This is a genomic window from Pseudoalteromonas sp. 2CM36K (assembly GCF_023161865.1).
In the GTDB taxonomy this organism is placed as follows: Bacteria; Pseudomonadota; Gammaproteobacteria; order Enterobacterales; family Alteromonadaceae; genus Pseudoalteromonas; species Pseudoalteromonas tetraodonis.
In genome coordinates, this window is the sequence record NZ_JALNTK010000014.1 from 93839 (window position 1) to 113499 (window position 19661).

Annotated in this window: 18 protein-coding genes and 2 tRNA genes; 16 read left to right on the forward strand and 4 right to left on the reverse strand. The window is 39.8% G+C overall.

Annotated elements, in window-relative coordinates; genetic code table 11:
- Positions 1–283 precede the first annotated feature (283 nt).
- Positions 284–1123: an isopenicillin N synthase family oxygenase gene (locus MTN97_RS10365; protein WP_248474333.1), complete on the forward strand. Its 840-nt coding sequence runs from the start codon at positions 284–286 to the stop codon at positions 1121–1123.
- A 171-nt stretch (positions 1124–1294) separates the two neighbouring features.
- Positions 1295–2692 carry a DEAD/DEAH box helicase gene (locus MTN97_RS10370; RefSeq protein WP_036983123.1) on the forward strand — a complete coding sequence of 466 codons (1398 nt, stop codon included), beginning with the start codon at positions 1295–1297 and terminating at the stop codon, positions 2690–2692.
- A gap of 70 nt (positions 2693–2762) precedes the next feature.
- On the opposite strand, the gene MTN97_RS10375 is transcribed toward MTN97_RS10370, so the two are convergent.
- Entirely contained in the window at positions 2763–3509 is a 747-nt protein-coding gene (locus tag MTN97_RS10375; protein ID WP_248474334.1) for a DUF3307 domain-containing protein, read from the reverse strand.
- A complete protein-coding gene (locus MTN97_RS10380; RefSeq protein WP_036983119.1) occupies positions 3509–4132 on the reverse strand; it encodes a hypothetical protein in 624 nt (207 codons plus the stop codon). Before MTN97_RS10380 ends, MTN97_RS10375 begins: the two co-directional genes overlap by 1 nt.
- A 139-nt stretch (positions 4133–4271) precedes the next feature.
- Between MTN97_RS10380 and MTN97_RS10385 the strand changes: the two genes are divergently transcribed.
- From MTN97_RS10385 to MTN97_RS10420, 8 genes are all read left to right on the forward strand, one after another.
- Positions 4272–4766, forward strand: coding sequence for an NYN domain-containing protein (locus MTN97_RS10385; protein ID WP_248474335.1), 495 nt, complete (start codon positions 4272–4274; stop codon positions 4764–4766).
- Positions 4767–4951: 185 nt separating this feature from the next.
- Positions 4952–5878: an NAD(+) diphosphatase gene (gene nudC / locus MTN97_RS10390; protein WP_075169536.1), complete on the forward strand. Its 927-nt coding sequence runs from the start codon at positions 4952–4954 to the stop codon at positions 5876–5878.
- 3 nt (positions 5879–5881) lie between these two features.
- A complete protein-coding gene (locus MTN97_RS10395; RefSeq protein WP_248474336.1) occupies positions 5882–7060 on the forward strand; it encodes a cystathionine beta-lyase in 1179 nt (392 codons plus the stop codon).
- Between the two features lie 143 nt (positions 7061–7203).
- Positions 7204–8031 carry an ABC transporter permease subunit gene (locus tag MTN97_RS10400; RefSeq protein WP_248474337.1) on the forward strand — a complete coding sequence of 276 codons (828 nt, stop codon included), beginning with the start codon at positions 7204–7206 and terminating at the stop codon, positions 8029–8031.
- Complete coding sequence (locus MTN97_RS10405; protein WP_248474338.1) at positions 8028–8936, forward strand: ABC transporter ATP-binding protein; 909 nt, start codon at positions 8028–8030, stop codon at positions 8934–8936. Before MTN97_RS10400 ends, MTN97_RS10405 begins: the two co-directional genes overlap by 4 nt.
- Positions 8936–9310: a PH domain-containing protein gene (locus MTN97_RS10410; RefSeq protein WP_248474339.1), complete on the forward strand. Its 375-nt coding sequence runs from the start codon at positions 8936–8938 to the stop codon at positions 9308–9310. The genes MTN97_RS10405 and MTN97_RS10410 overlap by 1 nt, the downstream gene beginning before the upstream one ends.
- 207 nt (positions 9311–9517) lie before the next feature.
- Complete coding sequence (locus MTN97_RS10415; RefSeq protein ID WP_248474340.1) at positions 9518–10306, forward strand: putative porin; 789 nt, start codon at positions 9518–9520, stop codon at positions 10304–10306.
- Between the two features lie 223 nt (positions 10307–10529).
- Positions 10530–12806 (forward strand): acyl-CoA dehydrogenase, encoded by a 2277-nt coding sequence (locus MTN97_RS10420; protein ID WP_248474341.1) that lies wholly within the window; start codon positions 10530–10532, stop codon positions 12804–12806.
- 123 nt (positions 12807–12929) lie between these two features.
- Here the strand turns inward: MTN97_RS10420 and MTN97_RS10425 are convergent, their stop codons facing one another.
- Positions 12930–13379 (reverse strand): hypothetical protein, encoded by a 450-nt coding sequence (locus tag MTN97_RS10425; RefSeq protein WP_248474342.1) that lies wholly within the window; start codon positions 13377–13379, stop codon positions 12930–12932.
- A 145-nt stretch (positions 13380–13524) separates the two neighbouring features.
- Positions 13525–14493: a cysteine synthase A gene (gene cysK, locus MTN97_RS10430; protein ID WP_248474343.1), complete on the reverse strand. Its 969-nt coding sequence runs from the start codon at positions 14491–14493 to the stop codon at positions 13525–13527.
- Between the two features lie 377 nt (positions 14494–14870).
- Between cysK and MTN97_RS10435 the strand changes: the two genes are divergently transcribed.
- The 6 genes from MTN97_RS10435 to MTN97_RS10460 all read left to right on the forward strand — a co-directional run bounded on the left by MTN97_RS10435 (position 14871) and on the right by MTN97_RS10460 (position 19578).
- A complete protein-coding gene (locus tag MTN97_RS10435) occupies positions 14871–16022 on the forward strand; it encodes a dicarboxylate/amino acid:cation symporter (RefSeq protein WP_010391481.1) in 1152 nt (383 codons plus the stop codon).
- A 167-nt stretch (positions 16023–16189) separates the two neighbouring features.
- On the forward strand, positions 16190–16840 hold the full coding sequence (uvrY, locus tag MTN97_RS10440; protein ID WP_013464592.1) for a UvrY/SirA/GacA family response regulator transcription factor: 651 nt from the start codon (positions 16190–16192) through the stop codon (positions 16838–16840).
- A 9-nt stretch (positions 16841–16849) separates the two neighbouring features.
- Positions 16850–18673, forward strand: a complete 1824-nt coding sequence (uvrC, locus tag MTN97_RS10445; protein WP_036983092.1) for an excinuclease ABC subunit UvrC — start codon at positions 16850–16852, stop codon at positions 18671–18673.
- Between the two features lie 42 nt (positions 18674–18715).
- Positions 18716–19261 (forward strand): CDP-diacylglycerol--glycerol-3-phosphate 3-phosphatidyltransferase, encoded by a 546-nt coding sequence (pgsA, locus tag MTN97_RS10450; protein WP_013464594.1) that lies wholly within the window; start codon positions 18716–18718, stop codon positions 19259–19261.
- Between the two features lie 138 nt (positions 19262–19399).
- A tRNA-Gly gene (locus MTN97_RS10455) sits at positions 19400–19475 on the forward strand.
- A 29-nt stretch (positions 19476–19504) separates the two neighbouring features.
- Positions 19505–19578, forward strand: a tRNA-Cys gene (locus MTN97_RS10460).
- Positions 19579–19661 lie beyond the last annotated feature (83 nt).

Below are 19661 nucleotides of genomic sequence, written 5' to 3' on the forward strand. Positions count from 1 at the left end.
TAATTTCAAAGGGGTTTGTCTATCCTCGCACAGCATATAAATGCAGCCTTTATTACTTGAATTAAGTAGTTAAGCTATATTTGAATGTAATACCAATTAGCATAAACCTATGATTAATTTAATGTATTAAGTCGTTGTTTATCGGCGTTTAAAAAACCTTATCTAGAACAACTAGATATAATTTTTTTTGCGTAGTTAGCATGTAATATTTAGTTAATTTAATGGATCTTTACTCAAGCGAATTGGTAAATGGCTTCTAACAACCTACTTACTGGAATGTACCATGCAATTACCTACAGTTGATTATAAAGCGGACGATGCGGCTGCGCAATTTGTTGAATCGTTGAGAAATACTGGTTTTGGCGTATTAAAAAACCATCCTATTCCGCAATCTTTAGTTGAGTCTATTTATAAAAATTGGCAAGACTTTTTTAACTCAGATCAAAAGCATGAGTTTTTATTTTCAAAAGAAACGCAAGATGGTTATTTTCCACCGTCGGTATCAGAAGTAGCTAAAGGCCATACAGTAAAAGACATTAAAGAGTACTTTCATGTTTACCCTAAAGGCCGTGTTCCTGCACAATTAGAAGCTGATGTGCGTGAGTACTACCGTTTAGCTAATGAATTTGCGGCAACATTATTAAGCTGGGTTCAGGCTGAAGCGCCTGAAGAAGTGCGTGCTAAGTTCTCTATCGATTTAAAAGATATGATTGCCCAATCTGAGCAAACGTTGTTACGTATTTTACATTACCCGCCAATGACAGGTGATGAAGAGCCTGGTGCTATTCGTGCTGCTGCGCACGGTGATATTAACTTATTAACCGTATTACCAGCGTCAAACGAGCCGGGTTTACAAGTACAAAAAACCGATGGCGATTGGTTAGACGTGCCATGTGATTTTGGTAGTCTAATTATTAATATTGGTGACATGTTACAAGAAGCATCGGGTGGCTACTTCCCATCAACGATTCACCGTGTAATTAATCCATCGGGTAAAGCAACAACCAAATCACGTATTTCATTACCATTGTTTTTGCATCCTCGTCCAGATGTGGTGTTATCTGATCGCTACACAGCAGATAGCTACTTACAAGAGCGTTTACGTGAGTTAGGTGTAAAATAATCCTTTAGCATTTGTAATGCTCAGGTAAATAAAAAGCGGCTGTTTAGCCGCTTTTTTAGTATTTGTGTGTATTGATTTGGCACAAAGTAAATAATGGCATGCATTCTGAGCTACTAAAGGTATAATGCGCGCAACTGGCCACTTTGGCCTAATTTGAAATAGAGAGTTTATATGAGTTTTGATGGTTTAGGTTTATCACAGTCTTTAGTTAATGCGGTTTTAGAAAAGGGCTATGAAACGCCAACGCCTATTCAGGCTCAAGCTATCCCAGCAATTATTGCGCGTCGCGATGTAATGGCCGCAGCACAAACAGGTACAGGTAAAACCGCTGGTTTTACTTTGCCACTAATTGAGCGTTTATCGTCGGGCACTAAAGCAAAAAGTAATCATGTACGTGCGCTTATTTTAACGCCAACCCGAGAGCTTGCGTTGCAAGTAAGCGAAAACGTTGAAGAGTACGCTAAGCATTCTGATGTGAGTTCGTTTGTGGTTTACGGTGGTGTAAAAATTAACCCACAAATGCAGCGCCTGCGCAAAGGGGTTGATATTTTAGTGGCCACACCTGGGCGTTTAATTGATTTACATAATCAAAACGCAGTTAAGTTTGATAGCGTTGAAGTACTGGTTTTAGATGAAGCCGACCGTATGTTAGACATGGGCTTTATCCACGACATTAAACGCTTAATTGCAAAAATGCCTGAAAAACGTCAAAACTTAATGTTCTCAGCAACCTTTTCTGACGACATTCGTGCATTGGCCAAAGGGTTAATTAACGATCCGGTTGAAATTTCAGTCGCTGCCAAAAACACCACTGCTAAAAGCGTGACTCAATGCGTGTACGCTGTCGATAAAGCGCGTAAAACGGCCTTATTAAGCCATTTAATTCGTAGCAATGATTGGCAACAAGTACTGGTATTTAGCCGTACTAAACACGGTGCTAATCGTTTAGTTAAGCAACTTGAACGCGATGATATTGTTGGCGCAGCAATCCATGGTAATAAATCTCAGGGCGCACGTGTTAAAGCATTGGAAGGCTTTAAAAGCGGTGAAGTGCGCGTATTAGTGGCAACTGATATTGTTGCTCGTGGTTTAGATATTGTTGAGCTTCCACACGTAGTTAACTACGACTTACCTAATGTATATGAAGATTATGTCCACCGTATTGGCCGAACTGGTCGTGCGGGTGCATCAGGGCATGCCATTTCGTTTGTAACGGTCGACGATGCAGTAGATTTATACGGTATTGAACGCTTTATTGGCGAGTTAATTCCTCGTGCTGAAGAAGAAGGCTTTGAACCGGCTAACCCTGTTGCTGAGCGCGCACTCGATGCTCGCCCACTGCCTGCTAAAAAGCCAAAGAAAAAACAACCATTTAATAAGCCTAAATCAGATAGCAGCAAGCCTAATAGCAAAAAGCCTAACAATGGTGGCAATGGTACGGGCCCACGTCGTGGTGGCTCTAAAAAGCCAGCAGCTAAAACCGATGAAAATGCACAAAACCCATGGGCAAAGCGTCAATCGGTTGGGGGCAGTGGTCAACGCCGTCGTCGTCCTGCAAATAATGACTAATTGTCACTGCGTTTAGTTAAACGCAGCTGCAAAAAAAGCGCTAGCTTTAAGGTTAGCGCTTTTTTTGTTTTTAATTTATCAGTAAGTAATTAATGCCTAGGCCAACAAACAGCGTAACGCTAACACTCAGTAACGTGCCTAGCATCACATATTCTGTGAGTTGTTTATCTTTGCTGGCACTTAAGTCGCCAAATCTAAACACGGATTTGGCGGCAATTAAAAACCCAAGCCCAGCAAACTGATCTAATAAAATAAATGTCAGCATAAGTACTCGTTCGAGCATACCAATACTTTGTCCTGCTAAAGGGAGACTACCATCACTTGAAAAGTGATTAGTTAAACGCTCTAACATCATTCTTATAAATACCGCACTGGGACTTAAAATAATAAGGTAACCAGTTATAACCCAAAGCACTTTTTCGTTGAACAATAACGCCATAAAATTGTTAGTAAATTGCTGATTATCAGTGAGCCAAATGCTTATCACAATAAGGACGGTGATATGGGCAATTTGGTCTAATAAAAAAGGCACTACGCCTTTATTTGAATACGATTTAGCAATATCAATAAAGTAGTGACTGATCATAATAATGCCGGTCGCCAGTAATACGCTGCCTAATTGTTGCCAGCCAAAACTATATTCCCAAAGTGCCACAACGACTGCACTGGTAATTCCGTGAACCAATACATGGTGGTAAAGTTTTTTTGCTTTAAAATGACGGGTGTTTCTGTCGTTTACCCAGCTCATGGGTTGCCAATAAAAATCAGCGAGTAAGTGGCCAATAATCAGTGCAACGAGTAATAGTGAAAATTCCATTAGTCATGTCCTTGCTGTATGCTTTTAAGCTGTTGTTGTGCATGTAAAATAAATCGTTCTATCAGCTGATAGTTAGCAAGATTAAGCAGCTTAGTAACGTTTTCGCGGCTGGTATTGAGCTCTTTAGCTAATGCTGCATGGTTGTTATTAGTATGGGTTAAATATACATACAAAGCGTTTGCTTGTTTTTGAGTTATTTTACACAGCAATACATCAACAAACGCTAGGTTTAGCTTAAAGCTCTCATCAACTGGTTGCTTTGCAATAGCAAATGTAAAACGCTGGTTTGTCATTTTATCTAGCTCATGACCAGAGAGAGTAAACGCAGAGCCTGTGGCCGTTTTTATACTCTTACCAGGGTTATCTATGTGCCCCAACGCCATGCTTTGGCGCAGTTCATAGCCGGCAGATTTTAGCTGTAGGTAGATAAGAATAGCGGTGGTAACTAACTGTTCACTTTTTTCTACTTGCAGCTGAAATGCATCCCCACGGTAAATATCCCAAGATGTTGTTTTATTACAATTTGCACGTAAACTTTGCTCTAGCTGATAAAGCATGGCATCGTATTGTTGTTTAGGTATTTTTTGCGATTTAATAATATCGCCGCTGATCACACCAATCATAAAAATCCAGATAAATTATTTATATGTAACTAAATTAGGTTACATTGTTAAATGTAACTATAATTGGTTACGTTGGGTTTGGTAACTAATTTAGGTTACTTAACACGCAATTGCAAGTATCACTCATTAGGACATAATAATGACCTCACAACAAAGCAGTAAACCTCGTGTAGGTATTTTTGTCGATGTACAAAATATTTATTACACCTGTCGCGAAAGCCACGGTAAAAACTTTGATTACAATGCCTTTTGGCGAATGATAGAGCAACAATACAATATTGAATGTGCGTTTGCTTATGCAATATACCGAGGTGATGAAAAGCAAAATCAGTTTCAAAATATTTTGCGCGCTATTGGCTTTGAAGTAAAACTAAAACCCTTTATTCAACGCCGTGACGGCAGTGCCAAAGGCGATTGGGATGTAGGTATAACCATAGATATGCTAGAGCAGGGAAAGCAGCTTGATAAAGTTATTTTACTCTCGGGTGACGGTGACTTTGCATTATTACTTGGGCATTTAAAAAATCAATATAATGTTCCGTGTGATGTATACGGTGCTGATAAATTAACCGCAGAGGTACTTAAGCAAAGTGCCGAGCAATTTCATTTAATTGACAAACAGCTACTACTTTAAAAAGTATAAGCATTGTATTTTTGATTTATTTTTGAGCAGAATGTTTGCGTTGATCATGAGAGTATTTAATACAACGGGTGCATAGATTAATTAAGCCTAATTTAGGCTTTTTTTATGGCGATAATAAATTGGGTTTAGTGGATGAGTATGGTAATTTTAAGATTCAATTAGTATCAAGGAATTACATGCTTAACTACAGTAATATGCCATTAGACAGAGGCTCAAATGCGCGCAAAGACCCTACTTGGGTAGACGCAAAAAAAACAGCAGACAGTTTATGGCTTCTAGTTAAAGGCAATCACACCTTATTTGCTAACAGTAGCCCTGAGGTGGTGTATTTAGCTTACCAACAAGTGGCACATTTAGATTTAACGCAGGCTATTCTTTTAGGATCAAATAAACAGGATAATGCCGTATTTGCGCTAGACGTAACTGAACTCGAAGAGTCGTTATTAGCAACGATTGTTGGTGATGCCCAGTTTGCAGATATTCGTCAACATGGTACTCAAGTAGCACTTGAAGATGGCTCAAATGCAGCGCTTGCTCGTGGGTTGTGTTACTGGCATGCCACTCATAGTTTTTGTGGTCGCTGTGGTACCAAAAATCACTTAGTTGAAGGGGGGCATTCACGTTTATGCGACAACGCAGCCTGTATGCACCAAACTTTTCCGCGTACCGATCCAGCCGTTATTATGGTAGTAACTAAAACATTTTCTGATGGGATTGAACGCTGCTTATTGGGTCGCCAAGCAACTTGGCCTAAAGGTCTGTATTCCTCACTTGCCGGGTTTGTCGACCCAGGTGAAACCCTTGAACAAACCGTGATCCGAGAAGTAAAAGAGGAAGCGGGTATTACCGTGGAGAAAGCAGAGTATATTGCTTCTCAACCTTGGCCGTTTCCTTCATCAATCATGCTTGGTTTTATTGCCACAGCAAGCAGTGATGAAATAAGCACAGAGCAAGATGAACTTGAAGATGCACGATGGTTTTCTCGCCAAGAACTTGCGCAATTTAAAGATTGGCAACACGAGGGGGAGCATTTAAAGCTACCTAGAGCTGATTCGATTTCGCGTTATTTAATTGAATATTGGCGTACTCAGATAGAAGGATGAATCATGTCGAGCAAAAATAAAAATACCCAATTAGTGTCATCAGGGCGCAAAAAAGCGTACACCCATGGCGTAGTTAATCCAGTGATACAGCGCGCTTCAACGATTGTGTTTGATTCTGTGAGTGAGCTTAAAGAAGCGGCTAAAACACGTGGCGACAAAACCTTGTTTTATGGCCGCAGAGGGACGACCACTCATTTTGCTCTGCAAGAGGCAATTACCGAACTCGAAGGCGGTGAGGGCTGTGCGTTATACCCATGTGGCGCGGCAGCGATAAGCCAAACGCTGTTATCGTTTTTAAAGTCCGGTGATCATATTTTAATAGTGGACACTGTTTACGAGCCAACCCGTGATTTTTGCGACAAGATATTAGCTGGGTTGGGTATTAGTACGACCTATTATCCGCCCATGATTGGCGCAGACATAAAAGAGTACATTCAAGACAATACCAAAATGTTGTTTTTAGAGTCTCCGGGTTCAATTACCATGGAAATTCAAGATGTTCCCGCTATGGTGCAAGTGGCAAATGATCATAATGTAATGACGGTGCTTGATAACACTTATGGTAATGGTTTGCACTATCGTCCACTTGAACACGGTGTTGATATTAGTATTCAAGCGGCAACCAAATATATTGTAGGTCATTCAGATGTGATGATGGGCGTAGCTGTAGCGAATAAAACATATTGGCCAACACTTCGTGAACATTCTTATTTACTCGGGCAATGCACCAGTGCAGATGATGCGTATTTAGCACTACGAGGCTTGCGTACCATGGCAGTGCGATTAAATCAGCATGAAAAAGCCGCGCTAGAAGTAGCAAAATGGCTTGAGCAACATGCGTTGGTTGATCATATTCGCCACCCAGCATTTGAAACGTGTCCTGGGCATGAATTTTTCAAACGCGATTTTGACGGTAGTAATGGTTTGTTTTCGTTTGTAATGAAAACCGGTAACCAAAAGGCCATTGATGCTTTTTTAGATAGCTTGCAGCATTTTAAAATGGGCTTTTCTTGGGGAGGCTTTGAGAGCTTAGTAACGGCAAACCTATCAATGAAAGGGCTGCGCTCGCAAACAGGATGGGAGCATGGACCTGTGATTCGTTTGCACATTGGTTTGGAAGATGTTGAAGATTTAATTGCCGACTTACAGCAAGCATTAGTTATTTATGAGCAACATTTATAATTACTAATTGGTTAAATTACATTATTTGTTACAAAGCCTATCTCTGAGTAGGCTTTTTTTTGCTAGCAATTCAACGTGTTTACACTTAGTGTTGTTAAATAACACTTATTGTAAAGCACGAACAACGTCATTAAGGATAGTCAATGGCAATACCATCACCTGTTAACGTAGGGCGCTTAACCCAAATCGCGGGTTTTGAGCTGGTACGTATGTTTTTAACTAAACGAGGACTTATTGCACTGGCGGCTTTTGGGCTAGTGTGGCTTGTTATTTTACGTTACCCCATAGGGCAGGCAGTGGGCATTATCAGCTCCCCCGATTTTGAACAAATAGCCCGTGATATTTCCGGCTCTATTGGATTAAATAAGTTACTTGATTGGCCTGAAGCAGAATTTGCTATGTATTGGCTTATTGCTTTGTATAGTTTTCCTGTTTTTAGCTTATTTATTTGTAGTGATCAAACTGTGGGTGATAGAGAGCGCGGTACGCTAAGATTTTTATCATTACGCTCAACTCGCTTTGAAATACTCTTTGGTCGTTTTTTAGGGCAGTTAGCAGTACTAACCTGTTTAGTTGGCATCACGCTTATAGCGACATTGGCGGTGCTCGGGTTTCGCGAGCCGAGCTTACTTGCAGGTGGCCTTAGTCGTGCTGTTTCAATATTTTTAATACTCATAGTTACTTTTTCGCCGTTTGTAGCCTTAATGAGCTTAATTAATACTTTTGCGAGCTCATCTCGCTTATCTATTGTGTTAGCCATTTTATATTTTACAGCCGGTGGCATTATTGTTGGATTACTAGAGTGGCAAATACCCGCATTAAGTGTGCTTGATTATTTATTCCCTGGTGTGCAAATAGAGTTATTAGCGGGACAAAACTTACCGTTACTGAGCGCATTAGCTATTCCACTTGTGCAAACAGCGGTGCTACTTGTGGTTGCTCAACGTATTTTTGCAAGGAGCTCACTATGAAATCATTAATAATAGGGCGTAATTTAAGTAAATCGTACGGCTCAAAACTGGCTCTAAATAATGTGAGTTTCGAGATTCAAAAAGGCGCGCCAGTTGCATTAGTTGGCCCTAATGGCGCAGGGAAGACCTCTTTATTTAGTTTGTTGTGTGGCTATATCGCACCTAGCATAGGTGAGCTTGAAATACTTGGCCATAAACCTGGTAGTGCTGCTTTATTTAATAAAGTGAGTGCGTTACCACAAGATGCCCAGCTAGATCCGCGTTTTAATATAGATAAACAACTTAGTTTTTATGCCAAGCTACAAGGCATGAGTACTAAGCAAAGCCACGTAGAGGCACTTCGTGTGCTTGATTTAGTGGGCCTTAGCGAAATTGCAAAAAACCGCGCTGGGGACTTATCTCACGGTATGCGCAAGCGTGTAACCATAGCGCAAGCATTAATTGGCTCACCGCAAATTGTGATGTTAGATGAGGCCACAGCAGGACTTGATCCGATTCATGCCAGAGAAGTCAGGGAGCTGGTGTCTGAGCTATCGTCTCAAGCGACGTTTATTTTAAGCTCTCATGATTTAACGGAACTTGAACGATTATGTTCTCAAGTACTACATTTAGATAAAGGCGTATTAAGCGAGCACCAAACTAAAGCAGTGAACACCGATAAGCATTTTTACACTTTAATGCTCAGTGAAGTGTATCAAAATGTGGAGCAACAACTCCAAGCAATTGAGGGTGTGAGCCGTGTTTATATGAGCCAACATAAAGAGTATGTGATTGAGTATCAACCAACTAGCGATTCACTCGACATCGCGCTATTGCAATTTTGCCACCAACATAATTGGCAGTATAGGCAGTTAGTAAATGGTCATACGCTAGAAAATCAAATATTTAAACAGGAGAAACTATAATGGGATTATTTAGTGGTTTAATGGGTAACGCCAGTGAAGTGGATGACGCCGATTTAGAAAAAGTATTGGCAAATACCCTTATTGAAGGTGAGCGAGTTGAAAAGGCGTATAAAGTTGTCCGTGATATGTTTATCTTTACTAATAAGCGACTAATTTTATTAGATAAACAAGGTGTGACAGGTTCTAAAATAGAAATGATCAGTATTGCTTACTCTAAGATAACTAAGTTCAGTAAAGAGAGTGCTGGGCACTTTGATTTAGACGCTGAGTTAAAAATATGGGTAGGGTCAGATCCAACGCCAATTAGCAAGGACTTTAAAGCTGGTGATAACATAAATGATGTTTATCGGATAATTAGCCAGTATTCATTATAGAAACAAACAAAATCGGTGTAAAATTAAAGTAATTGTTTACAGCTTGTTGCGATTACTTTAACATAAATTACTCCAACACTTTCTTACAAATTCCCTAACAAATACAATTGCTTGATTCAGTTTTTGTTCAGTTTCGTGGCGTTAGCATACCCCCACTTTAGCAATGTAGTTAAAGTACAAAAACAATGTACATAGGGATGTTTCATTATGAAAAAATTAGCAATTATTATTTCAGGTCTTTTATTATCAAGTGCTGCACACGCTGCAGATAGCTATCAATCAATCAGTAACTTAAACTACACAGATACTGATAACAACGATACTATCAGCGTGGACTCTACTTACTACTTCTCTCCAAAAAGCACACTAGGTCCATACGATCAATTCGAATACATCAATAAGCAAAGCAACGTATTTGGTGGCTACGCTGATAACGATTTTGGCGATGTGACTGCTATTGGCGGTGAATACTTCGTTGAAGATTTTGTTGTTGGTGCGTCTTACCAAAATGCTGATTTTGGTTCTAACAACGAGTCATACACACTTTCTGCTGGTTATTTCTTTAACCCAGATTTACTTGCAAAAGTAAGATTTGTTGATCAAAAAGATGGTGATAACGTTACATACTTTTCTTTAGCATACAACCACATGCTAAACGATACAGATTACGTAGGTATCACTGTAGAATCAGATGATGATTTTGATTATCGTTTAGTAGCTGCAAAATACTTCATTGACCTACAACAAGGTAACTACTTAACAGTAGAAGGTACATTTGAAAGCATTGACGAAGCAGATGACCAATGGAATGTAGAAACAAACTACTATTTCTCTAAAGCAACCTCTGTATTTGCTTCGTACGACAAGCAAGATACTTACAGTTTTGGTGCTCAACATTTCATCAATAAAAACATTGGCGTAAAAGTAGGTTACGAAAACAACGCAGATGACTCAGATAACGATGCTTACTTTGCAAATATGCGTTTTCAGTTTTAATTAAGCGTTTAATCGCATAAATTAAACCAGTTAAGTAGTGAAAAGCCCACATTTGTGGGCTTTTTGCTGTGTGTAATAAATATGTAACTCTACTTTATCGTTATATTTTGATCGCAAATAATCGGCGCATCATTCAGTAGCACTCTTCTGACAGCCCATTGTATTTAAATTAAGATCGGTCATAATTAAATCAATGTTTTTATAACTGTAAAGGAATGTGCTTATGTCAGTATTTATTATATTACTGGTTATGGTGATCGTGGTGTTTGCAATTAAAGATATCCGCCTTAATTTAATTACCCGACCCACTTTTAAAATGTTCAAAAAAGTATTACCGCCATTATCGCAAACAGAGCGAGAAGCCATGGAAGCAGGCGATGTTTGGTGGGATGGCGAGTTATTTAGTGGTGATCCTGATTGGCAAAAACTACACAACTATCCGCGCCCGCAGTTAAGTGAAAAAGAAACTGCATTTATAGATAATCAAGTTGAAACTTTATTAGCAATGCTTGATGACTATAAAATTGTTCAAAAAGATAAAGACTTACCTAAAGAGGTCTGGGACTTTTTAAAAACCGAAAGGTTTTTCGCAATGATCATCCCAGAAAAATTTGGTGGTCTTGAATTCTCTGCTATTGCTAATTCCACCATAGTGTCAAAAATCGCTACTAAAAGTTTAACTGCTGCAGTGACGGTAATGGTACCAAATAGCTTAGGACCGGGTGAGTTATTACTGCATTACGGAACAACTGAGCAACAAGAACGCTGGCTACCTAGTCTTGCAAAAGGCGACGATGTGCCTTGTTTTGCATTAACGGGGCCAGAGGCCGGTTCAGATGCCGGCAGTATTCCAGATTCAGGTGTGGTGTGCAAAGGCGAACATGATGGTAAGGAGGTTTTAGGGCTGCGTTTAAATTGGTCAAAACGTTACATTACCCTAGCGCCTGTGGCGACAGTACTTGGCCTTGCATTTAAAATGTATGACCCAGATGGCTTGATTGGCGATGAAAAAGAGCTGGGTATTACGTGTGCACTTATACCAACCGATCATCCGGGTGTTGAAACTGGCGAGCGGCATTATCCCCTCAATATGGCATTTATGAATGGCACAACTTACGGTAAAAATGTATTCATTCCGCTTGATTGGATTATTGGCGGTCAGCAAGGCGCAGGACGTGGTTGGCGCATGTTAGTTGAATGTTTAAGTGCAGGGCGTGGTATTTCGTTACCGGCATTAAGCACTGCAACAGGGCATTTAGCGGCTAAAATGACTTCGGCTTACTCTGTTGTTCGACAACAGTTTGGTGTGTCAATTGGTCAATTTGAAGGGGTTCAAGAAGGGTTAGCACGTATTGGTGGCCTAACTTATGCGCTGGAATCGTGCAGGTTAATGACAGCTGGCGCTATTGATTTAAAACTTAGCCCGTCAGTAGTGACTGCTATTGCAAAGTACCACATGACCGAAATGGGTCGAACGGTAATGAATGATGCAATGGACATTCATGCAGGTAAAGGGATTCAGGTTGGGCCTAATAACTATTTAGCACACGGTTATATGGGTATTCCCGTCTCTATTACCGTAGAGGGCGCTAATATTCTTACCCGTAACCTTATGATATTTGGCCAAGGTGCAACTCGTTGCCATCCGTTTGTATTAAAAGAGATGGAAGCGGCAGCAATGGATGACGATGATGCTGCACTTGAGCAATTTGATGGCTTGTTAATGAAGCACATTGTATTTGCACTGAGTAATGCAAGTATGGCCTTGGTGCATGGTTTAACTCGCAGCTACTTTGCTAAAGCGCCTGTGTGTGGAGAGACGGCCGACTATTATAAACAATTAGGTAGAATGAGCCGAGGATTGGCGTTTACAACGGATGTTGCAATGTTGATGTTAGGTGGTGAACTTAAACGCAAAGAAATGATATCGGCACGTTTAGGCGATGTATTAAGTCATTTGTATATTGCTTCTACCGTGTTAAAACGTTTTGAAGATGAAGGGCGCCAACAAGCTGATTTACCTTTTGTTAAGTATGCAATAGAGACGTCATTGTATGAAATAGGTCAAGCATTTGACGGCTTCTTTAAAAATTTCTCTAACCCGGTGGTTAACTTTGCACTTAAGCGTATTGTTTTTCCATTAGGTAATCATTATCACAAACCAAGTGATGCCACTTCACAAAGTATTTGTGAACACATGACTCAACCCGGCGTGTTTCGAAACAGGCTTACCCATTTGTGTTACGTTGATGAGAATGCAGGCACAGGGGTGATGGAAAATGCTTTTTTAGCAATGCACGATATGCACAATCAATTTAAGCAGTTAAAACAGTGGCAACGAAAAGGCAAGGTGCCTGTCACCTATGATATTGAACAAGCGATTGATTACGCACTTGAACACGAGCTCGTAACGAAGGTTGATGGTGAAGCAATGCATCATGCCAATAAGCTAAGAATGCAGGCTATTGCGGTTGATAACTTTAAACCTGAAGACATTTAACACTGGATTATAATAAAGTAGATAATAAAAAAAGCCTTAAATTTATGATTTAAGGCTTTTTTATGTTGTATATTTTTTAAGCCCGAATATACGGTTACTGTTACTAAGGCTCTGAATGACTGATCAGCGCCCGTAAGGATCGGCGATGATTTTATCTACGTACCACTTACCTTTTATTTTAAGCATTTCGATACTACGGAAATCATCGATTTTTTTACCATTTAAGTAACCGGTAAACACAATATTTATTTTAGCCTGATTGCCATACTGTTCTCGCAGGCTTGAATTTGACATATCAATTTCAATTACCACTTCATCGTATTGTAAATTAATAAGACTACGCGCAAACTGTTTGGCCGTCCCATACGATTTCATTATGCGGGCTAATTTAGGCGTTGCGAAATCGCTGGCTTTTTGCAAATTATGCTGGTTATAAAGCGCATCAAAATACACAGTAGCAGTGTCGCCTGGACGATCATTGTCAATGTACTGCTCTTTAGGTCTAGTATTTTCATTATAGCCAACGATCAAAATACTAAATATGAGTACAAAAATGGTTAAAATTGTTTTCATATTTGGTCAGGTTGATTACTTATATATAAAGTGTGTGATGGAATGGAGAAGATGTAAAGAGGAGTAGACTAAATAGATAGTAACTTATTAAAAAAGCAATAAAAAAGGATGTTAAAAAACATCCTTTTTTAATCAGATCGCTTGATTATTGCACAAGCTCTTGTTCGCTAAACTCTTCGTCAAACATCGGGCTTGATAAGTAACGCTCTGTTGCACTTGGCAAAATAACCACAATATTTTTATCTGCATTTTCAGGACGTTCAGCAATACGCTTTGCTGCAACCACGGCTGCACCCGATGAAATACCGACTAAAATCCCTTCTTTTTTCATTAGTTCGTGACACATTGCTATACATTCTTCATTAGAGACTTGCTCTACACTATCAATTATTGATAGATCTAAATTCCCAGGAATAAAGCCTGCACCAATACCTTGAATCTTATGTGGCCCAGGTTTTACTTCTTCACCAGCAAGTGTTTGGCTAATTACCGGAGAGTGGCTTGGCTCTACAGCGATTGATTTTACATTTAAGCCTTTTTCTTTTTTAAGATAACGGCTTACACCTGTGATAGTTCCGCCTGTACCAACACCTGCAACAAAGAAATCGATTTTGCCATCAAGTGCATCAAAGATTTCTGGGCCTGTTGTTTCAAAGTGAATTTTAGGGTTTGCAGGGTTTTCGAATTGTTGTAGCAAAATAAACTTATCTGGGTCTGCTGCTTGAATTTCTTTGGCCTTTGCAATAGCGCCATTCATGCCTTTAGCGCCATCGGTGAGCATTAGGTTAGCACCGAGTGCCTTTAATAGTTTACGACGTTCTAAGCTCATGGTATTTGGCATTGTAAGCGTTAACTTGTAACCGCGAGAAGCAGCTACAAATGCTAATGCAATACCGGTATTGCCTGATGTTGGCTCTATAAGTTCTTTGTCTTTGGTAAGTTGACCTGATTTTTCAGCTTCCCAAATCATTGATGCACCAATACGGCATTTAATACTAAAGCTAGGATTTCGTGATTCAACTTTAGCGTATACATTCCCACCTGTAACACGGTTAAGTTTTACCAACGGTGTGTTACCGATGCTTAGTGAGTTATCTTCAAAAATAGTAGACATAATGTTCCTTTAGGTACAATCTGATCAACACGTTAACAGCTATTCTGTTAACTTTATAAGCCTACTTTACTGTGAGATAAAAAAAGTTAAAGTAAGCTTTGGCTATAACATATATTAATTACGCTTATAACGGATTGAACTAAAAACTCAATCTGTTAATTTTTTAGTTATTAAAAAGGCGAACTTGAAATCATTTGTTCGTTTTTAACTTTGTACTTTATCTTTTCTTTATGTAGTCGTTATTTAAACAAATCAACACAACACACTTATATTTTGTCGGTTAATTGTGCAAATGAACTGCGGTTGAACAGTTTATTGACACAAACTATTCAAAACATGGTAAAAACACATTATCTAAATTCAATAAAGTAATCACCATGAAGTTAATTTTAAAATTAATTGCCGGTATTGTGGCCGGTATCTTAGTCGGGCTCTATATTCCCTTAACTGGCGTTGAGCTTTTATATACAGTAAAAGAGCTTATCGGCCAGCTTATTAGTTTTACAATTCCACTGATTATTTTATTTTTTATTGCCTCTGGGATTGCCGGGCTTCCTAAAGGATCAGGGCATCTACTGGGAAAAACGGTGGGTTTTGCGTATGGCTCAACAATTATAGCTGGTACTTTAGCGTTTTTATTAGTGACGGCGGTTATTCCGTTTTTAAGCGGCGGTATTTCATTTGAAGCTGAAGCAGTGACCGAAGTAGGTAGCTTTATTGACTTAGAAATTCCACCATTAATGGGTGTAATGACTGCTTTAGTCACAGCATTTGTATTTGGTATTGGTATGAGCCAGCTTGGCTTAGACACATTAAAAACTGTGTCGGATCAGGGGCGCGATATTATTGATGGTTTACTTTCAAAAGTAATTATTCCGGCATTACCATTTTACATTGCAGGTGTATTTGCTGAAATGACCGTAGCAGGCACCGTTGTTGATACATTACAAGCATTTGGTGTAGTACTTATTGCTGCGTTAGTGATGCATTGGTTATGGTTGAGTGTTTTATACATTACCTCAGGCCTATTACTTAAGCGTAATCCTATTGAGCTAATTAAAAATATGTTACCTGCGTACTTTACTGCATTAGGAACCATGTCGAGTGCGGCAACCATTCCAGTATCTTTGCAATCAAGTAAAGCAAATAACGTTAAAGAGGATGTAGCTAACTTTACAGTGCCATTATGCGCCACTATTCATTTGTCAGGTTCAACAATTACAATAGTTACCTGTGCTATGGCTGTAATGTTTTTATCGCCTAGCATGGAAGTACCTTCACTAATGGCTATGTTGCCATTCATTATGATGTTAGGTGTAGTGATGATTGCAGCGCCAGGCGCCCCAGGTGGTGCGGTAATGTCGGCGTTAGGTTTATTAACTAGCATGCTTGGTTTCAATGAAGGTGCGGTGGCACTAATGATTGCACTTTACCTAGCGCAAGATAGCTTCGGCACTGCGTGTAATGTAACTGGCGATGGTATTATTGCTTTATGGGTAGACCGTTTTAGTGAAAAGGCGTCAGCATAAATCATTGGGGCGTATTTACCTGCTGTAGGTAAATACGCTTTTAATCATATCGGTCATAAAGACCGATTACGAAAGCATAATATTAGTTATGGTTTCGTCGTATCTATGCTAATGTTGAGAATTAATTTTGTTAACTTGCATCTTATTAGGCTAGTGAGGGTGTTCCATTGATTAACGTACTTTTAGTTGATGACCATGAACTTGTGCGCACAGGGATCAGACGTATTCTTGATGATATACGTGGTTTTAAAGTAATAGGTGAAGCTAAAACAGGCGAAGAGGCTGTGCAGTTTTGTCGTCAACATGCGCCAAATATAGTATTAATGGATATGAACATGCCTGGTATGGGCGGGCTTGAGGCAACTAAAAAGGTTTGCCGTTATTGTCCCGATGTAAAAATTATTGTGCTTACAGTTAATTGTGAAGACCCATTTCCAAGTAAGGTCATGCAAATTGGTGCTCATGGCTTTTTAACCAAGGGGGCAGGATCTGATGAAATGGTGCGTGCTATACGTTGTGTGCATGCAGGGCAACGTTATATTGCGCCAGAAATAGCGCAACAGATTGCACTTGCACAGGTAACCGGGCGTACCGATGAAAACCCATTTCAAAGTTTGTCTGAGCGTGAACTACAAATAATGCTAATGATCACCAAAGGTGAAAAAGCACAGGATATTGCTGAGCGCTTAAATTTAAGCTCTAAAACAGTAAACAGTTATCGTTATCGTATGTTTGAAAAGCTTAACGTAGGAGGCGATGTAGAGCTTACTCATTTAGCCATACGTTACAAAATGATTGATATAGATATCTCTTACTAGTCGATATATATGTCTGAATTTGATCATGCCCAGTTTTTAAAAACATTATCGAGTGAGCCTGGCGTTTATCGCATGCTCGATAATGACAACCAAGTTATCTATGTCGGTAAAGCTAAAAGTTTAAAAAAGCGGGTGAGCAGTTACTTTCGCAGCAACATTACCGACAGTAAAACCCGTGTTTTAGTGAGTAATATTTGTAATATTGAAGTCACACTTACTAATACAGAGACAGAAGCTTTACTGCTCGAAAACAACCTGATTAAAAAATATCAGCCACGTTATAATATTCTGTTACGTGATGATAAGTCGTACCCTTATATACTGCTCACTAATCATAAGCATCCTCGCTTAGCCTTTCATCGTGGTAGCAGAAAAGTAAAAGGTGAATATTTTGGTCCGTTTCCAAGCGCGGGGGCGGTTTCAGAAAGTTTGCGCTTAATGCAAAAAATATTTCCGGTACGCCAATGTGAAGACGCCTACTACCGTGCGCGTAGTCGGCCATGTTTGCAATACCAATTAAAACGTTGCTCTGCACCGTGTGTTAATAAAGTCTCTGAAGATGAATACGCGCAGCAAGTTGATTATGTCCGTAAATTTTTAACCGGTAAATCCCATGAAGTAATAGCTGATCTTATCGCTAAAATGGAAAAAGCCAGTGAGCAGCTTAATTTTGAACTCGCAGCTAAAGTTCGCGATCAAATTATGCTATTGCGTAAAATGCAGGAGCAGCAGTCTATCTCAGGTAATTTTGCTGAAATGGATGTTGTAGGTTTTGCTCATTTAAATGGCTTAAATGGGATTCATCTATTAATGATCCGCGATCATAAAGTGCTGGGTAGTAAAACTTATTTTCCAAAGGTGCCTAAAGACTCACAGGAGCAGGAAATCTTAACCTCTTTCTTAGGCCAATATTACTTAGCACCGGGAGCAACAGGGCGCATTGCCAAAGAAATCATCTTACCATTTGAAATAGAAGAAAGTGATGCGCTCAGCGAAGCACTAACTCAAATTAGTGAACGTAAAGTATCGCTTAAAGTGGTTACTCGTGGTGAGCGAGCACAGTACTTACAGTTAGCCAATAAAAACGCATTAAATAGTATTACGGTTAAGCAAAGCACTCAAGACTCTATAAACAAGCGTTATGCGCAATTAAAGGCTACCTTGCGTCTTGATGACATTAATCGCATGGAATGTTTTGATATCAGTCACACCATGGGTGAAAACACCGTGGCCAGTTGTGTTGTATTTGATTCTCAAGGCCCTAACAATAAAGAGTATCGTCGTTATAACGTGACCGGTATTACCGGTGGTGATGATTACGCCGCTATGGAGTTTGCACTAAACAAACGTTACAACAAGTTGGTTGATGAGGAGAAAATTCCTGATGTTATTTTTATTGATGGTGGTAAAGGCCAATTAGGTAGGGCAGAACAATACTTTGAAAACTGGCCGCATGCAAAAATGCCACTATTAGTTGGGGTTGCAAAAGGCACTAGCCGTAAACCAGGCCTTGAAACTTTACTTATTGACGGCGGGCGTAAAACTATACCTATGGATTCTGATGCACCCGCACTGCATTTGATTCAGCATATTCGGGATGAATCGCATCGTTTTGCAATTGCAGGGCACCGTAACAAGCGCCAAAAACAACGTACTCAGTCGTTATTAGAAGAAATAGATGGCGTTGGTTCCAAGCGTCGACAAACATTATTAAAATATTTAGGGGGCATGCAAGGCGTAAAAGCTGCTAATATAGAACAGCTAAAGAAAGTTCCTGGGATCAGTCCTGACATGGCTGAGAAGATATTTAACCATTTGCATGACAAGGGCTAGCCCTATGTGCGAATATAGAAAAAAAGACATATCCAAGTAGTTATGTGGAATATTCCAAACACACTCACAACGTTTAGACTCTTTCTTATCCCCATTTTTTTGGTGATATTTTATATGCCTTATTCATGGGCATTCTTTGTTGCTGCCTTTATTTTTTGGCTTGCTTCAATCACAGACATACTCGATGGCTATTTAGCGCGTAAGCTTGAACAATCAACGCCTTTTGGTGCGTTTTTAGACCCTGTTGCTGATAAAGTAATGGTGTGCGCTGCCTTGGTTGCTTTATCTGAGCATTATCAATCTTTGTATATGACTATTCCTGCGCTTATTATTATAAGCCGTGAAATTGTTATATCGGCGCTACGAGAATGGATGGCTGAGCAAGGCAAACGCGGCAATGTGGCTGTGTCCGATATGGGTAAATTAAAAACCGCAGCGCAAATGTTAGCCATTATTGGCCTAATTTGGCAGTACGATACCTGGATGATGTATTTAAGCTATGGCTTACTTTACATAGCGACGTTTTTAACGCTTAGCTCTATGGTGCAATATTTAGTTGCAGCATGGGCAGAATTGACCAAAAATTGATTGTAAACGTCTAATAACGCACCATTTTAGATAAAAAATAATCAAACAGTTCAAAAGTAGCATTTTTTGTGTTGACGCGTTTAATAATCTCTGTAGAATGCGTCCGTGTTGAGAGGGCATAGCCCCTAGATAAACAAAGCGGCACTAGCTCAGTTGGTAGAGCGCGACCTTGCCAAGGTCGAGGTCACGAGTTCGAGCCTCGTGTGCCGCTCCAGTTTATCTTTAAAGCTAACCTAGTACTGAGGCGGAATGGCAGAGTGGCCATGCACCGGATTGCAAATCCGTTTACCCCGGTTCGACTCCGGGTTCCGCCTCCAATCAACACTCCACACGCTTTAATTAGCAAACTCGATGCCCGAGTGGTGGAATTGGTAGACACAAGGGATTTAAAATCCCTCGA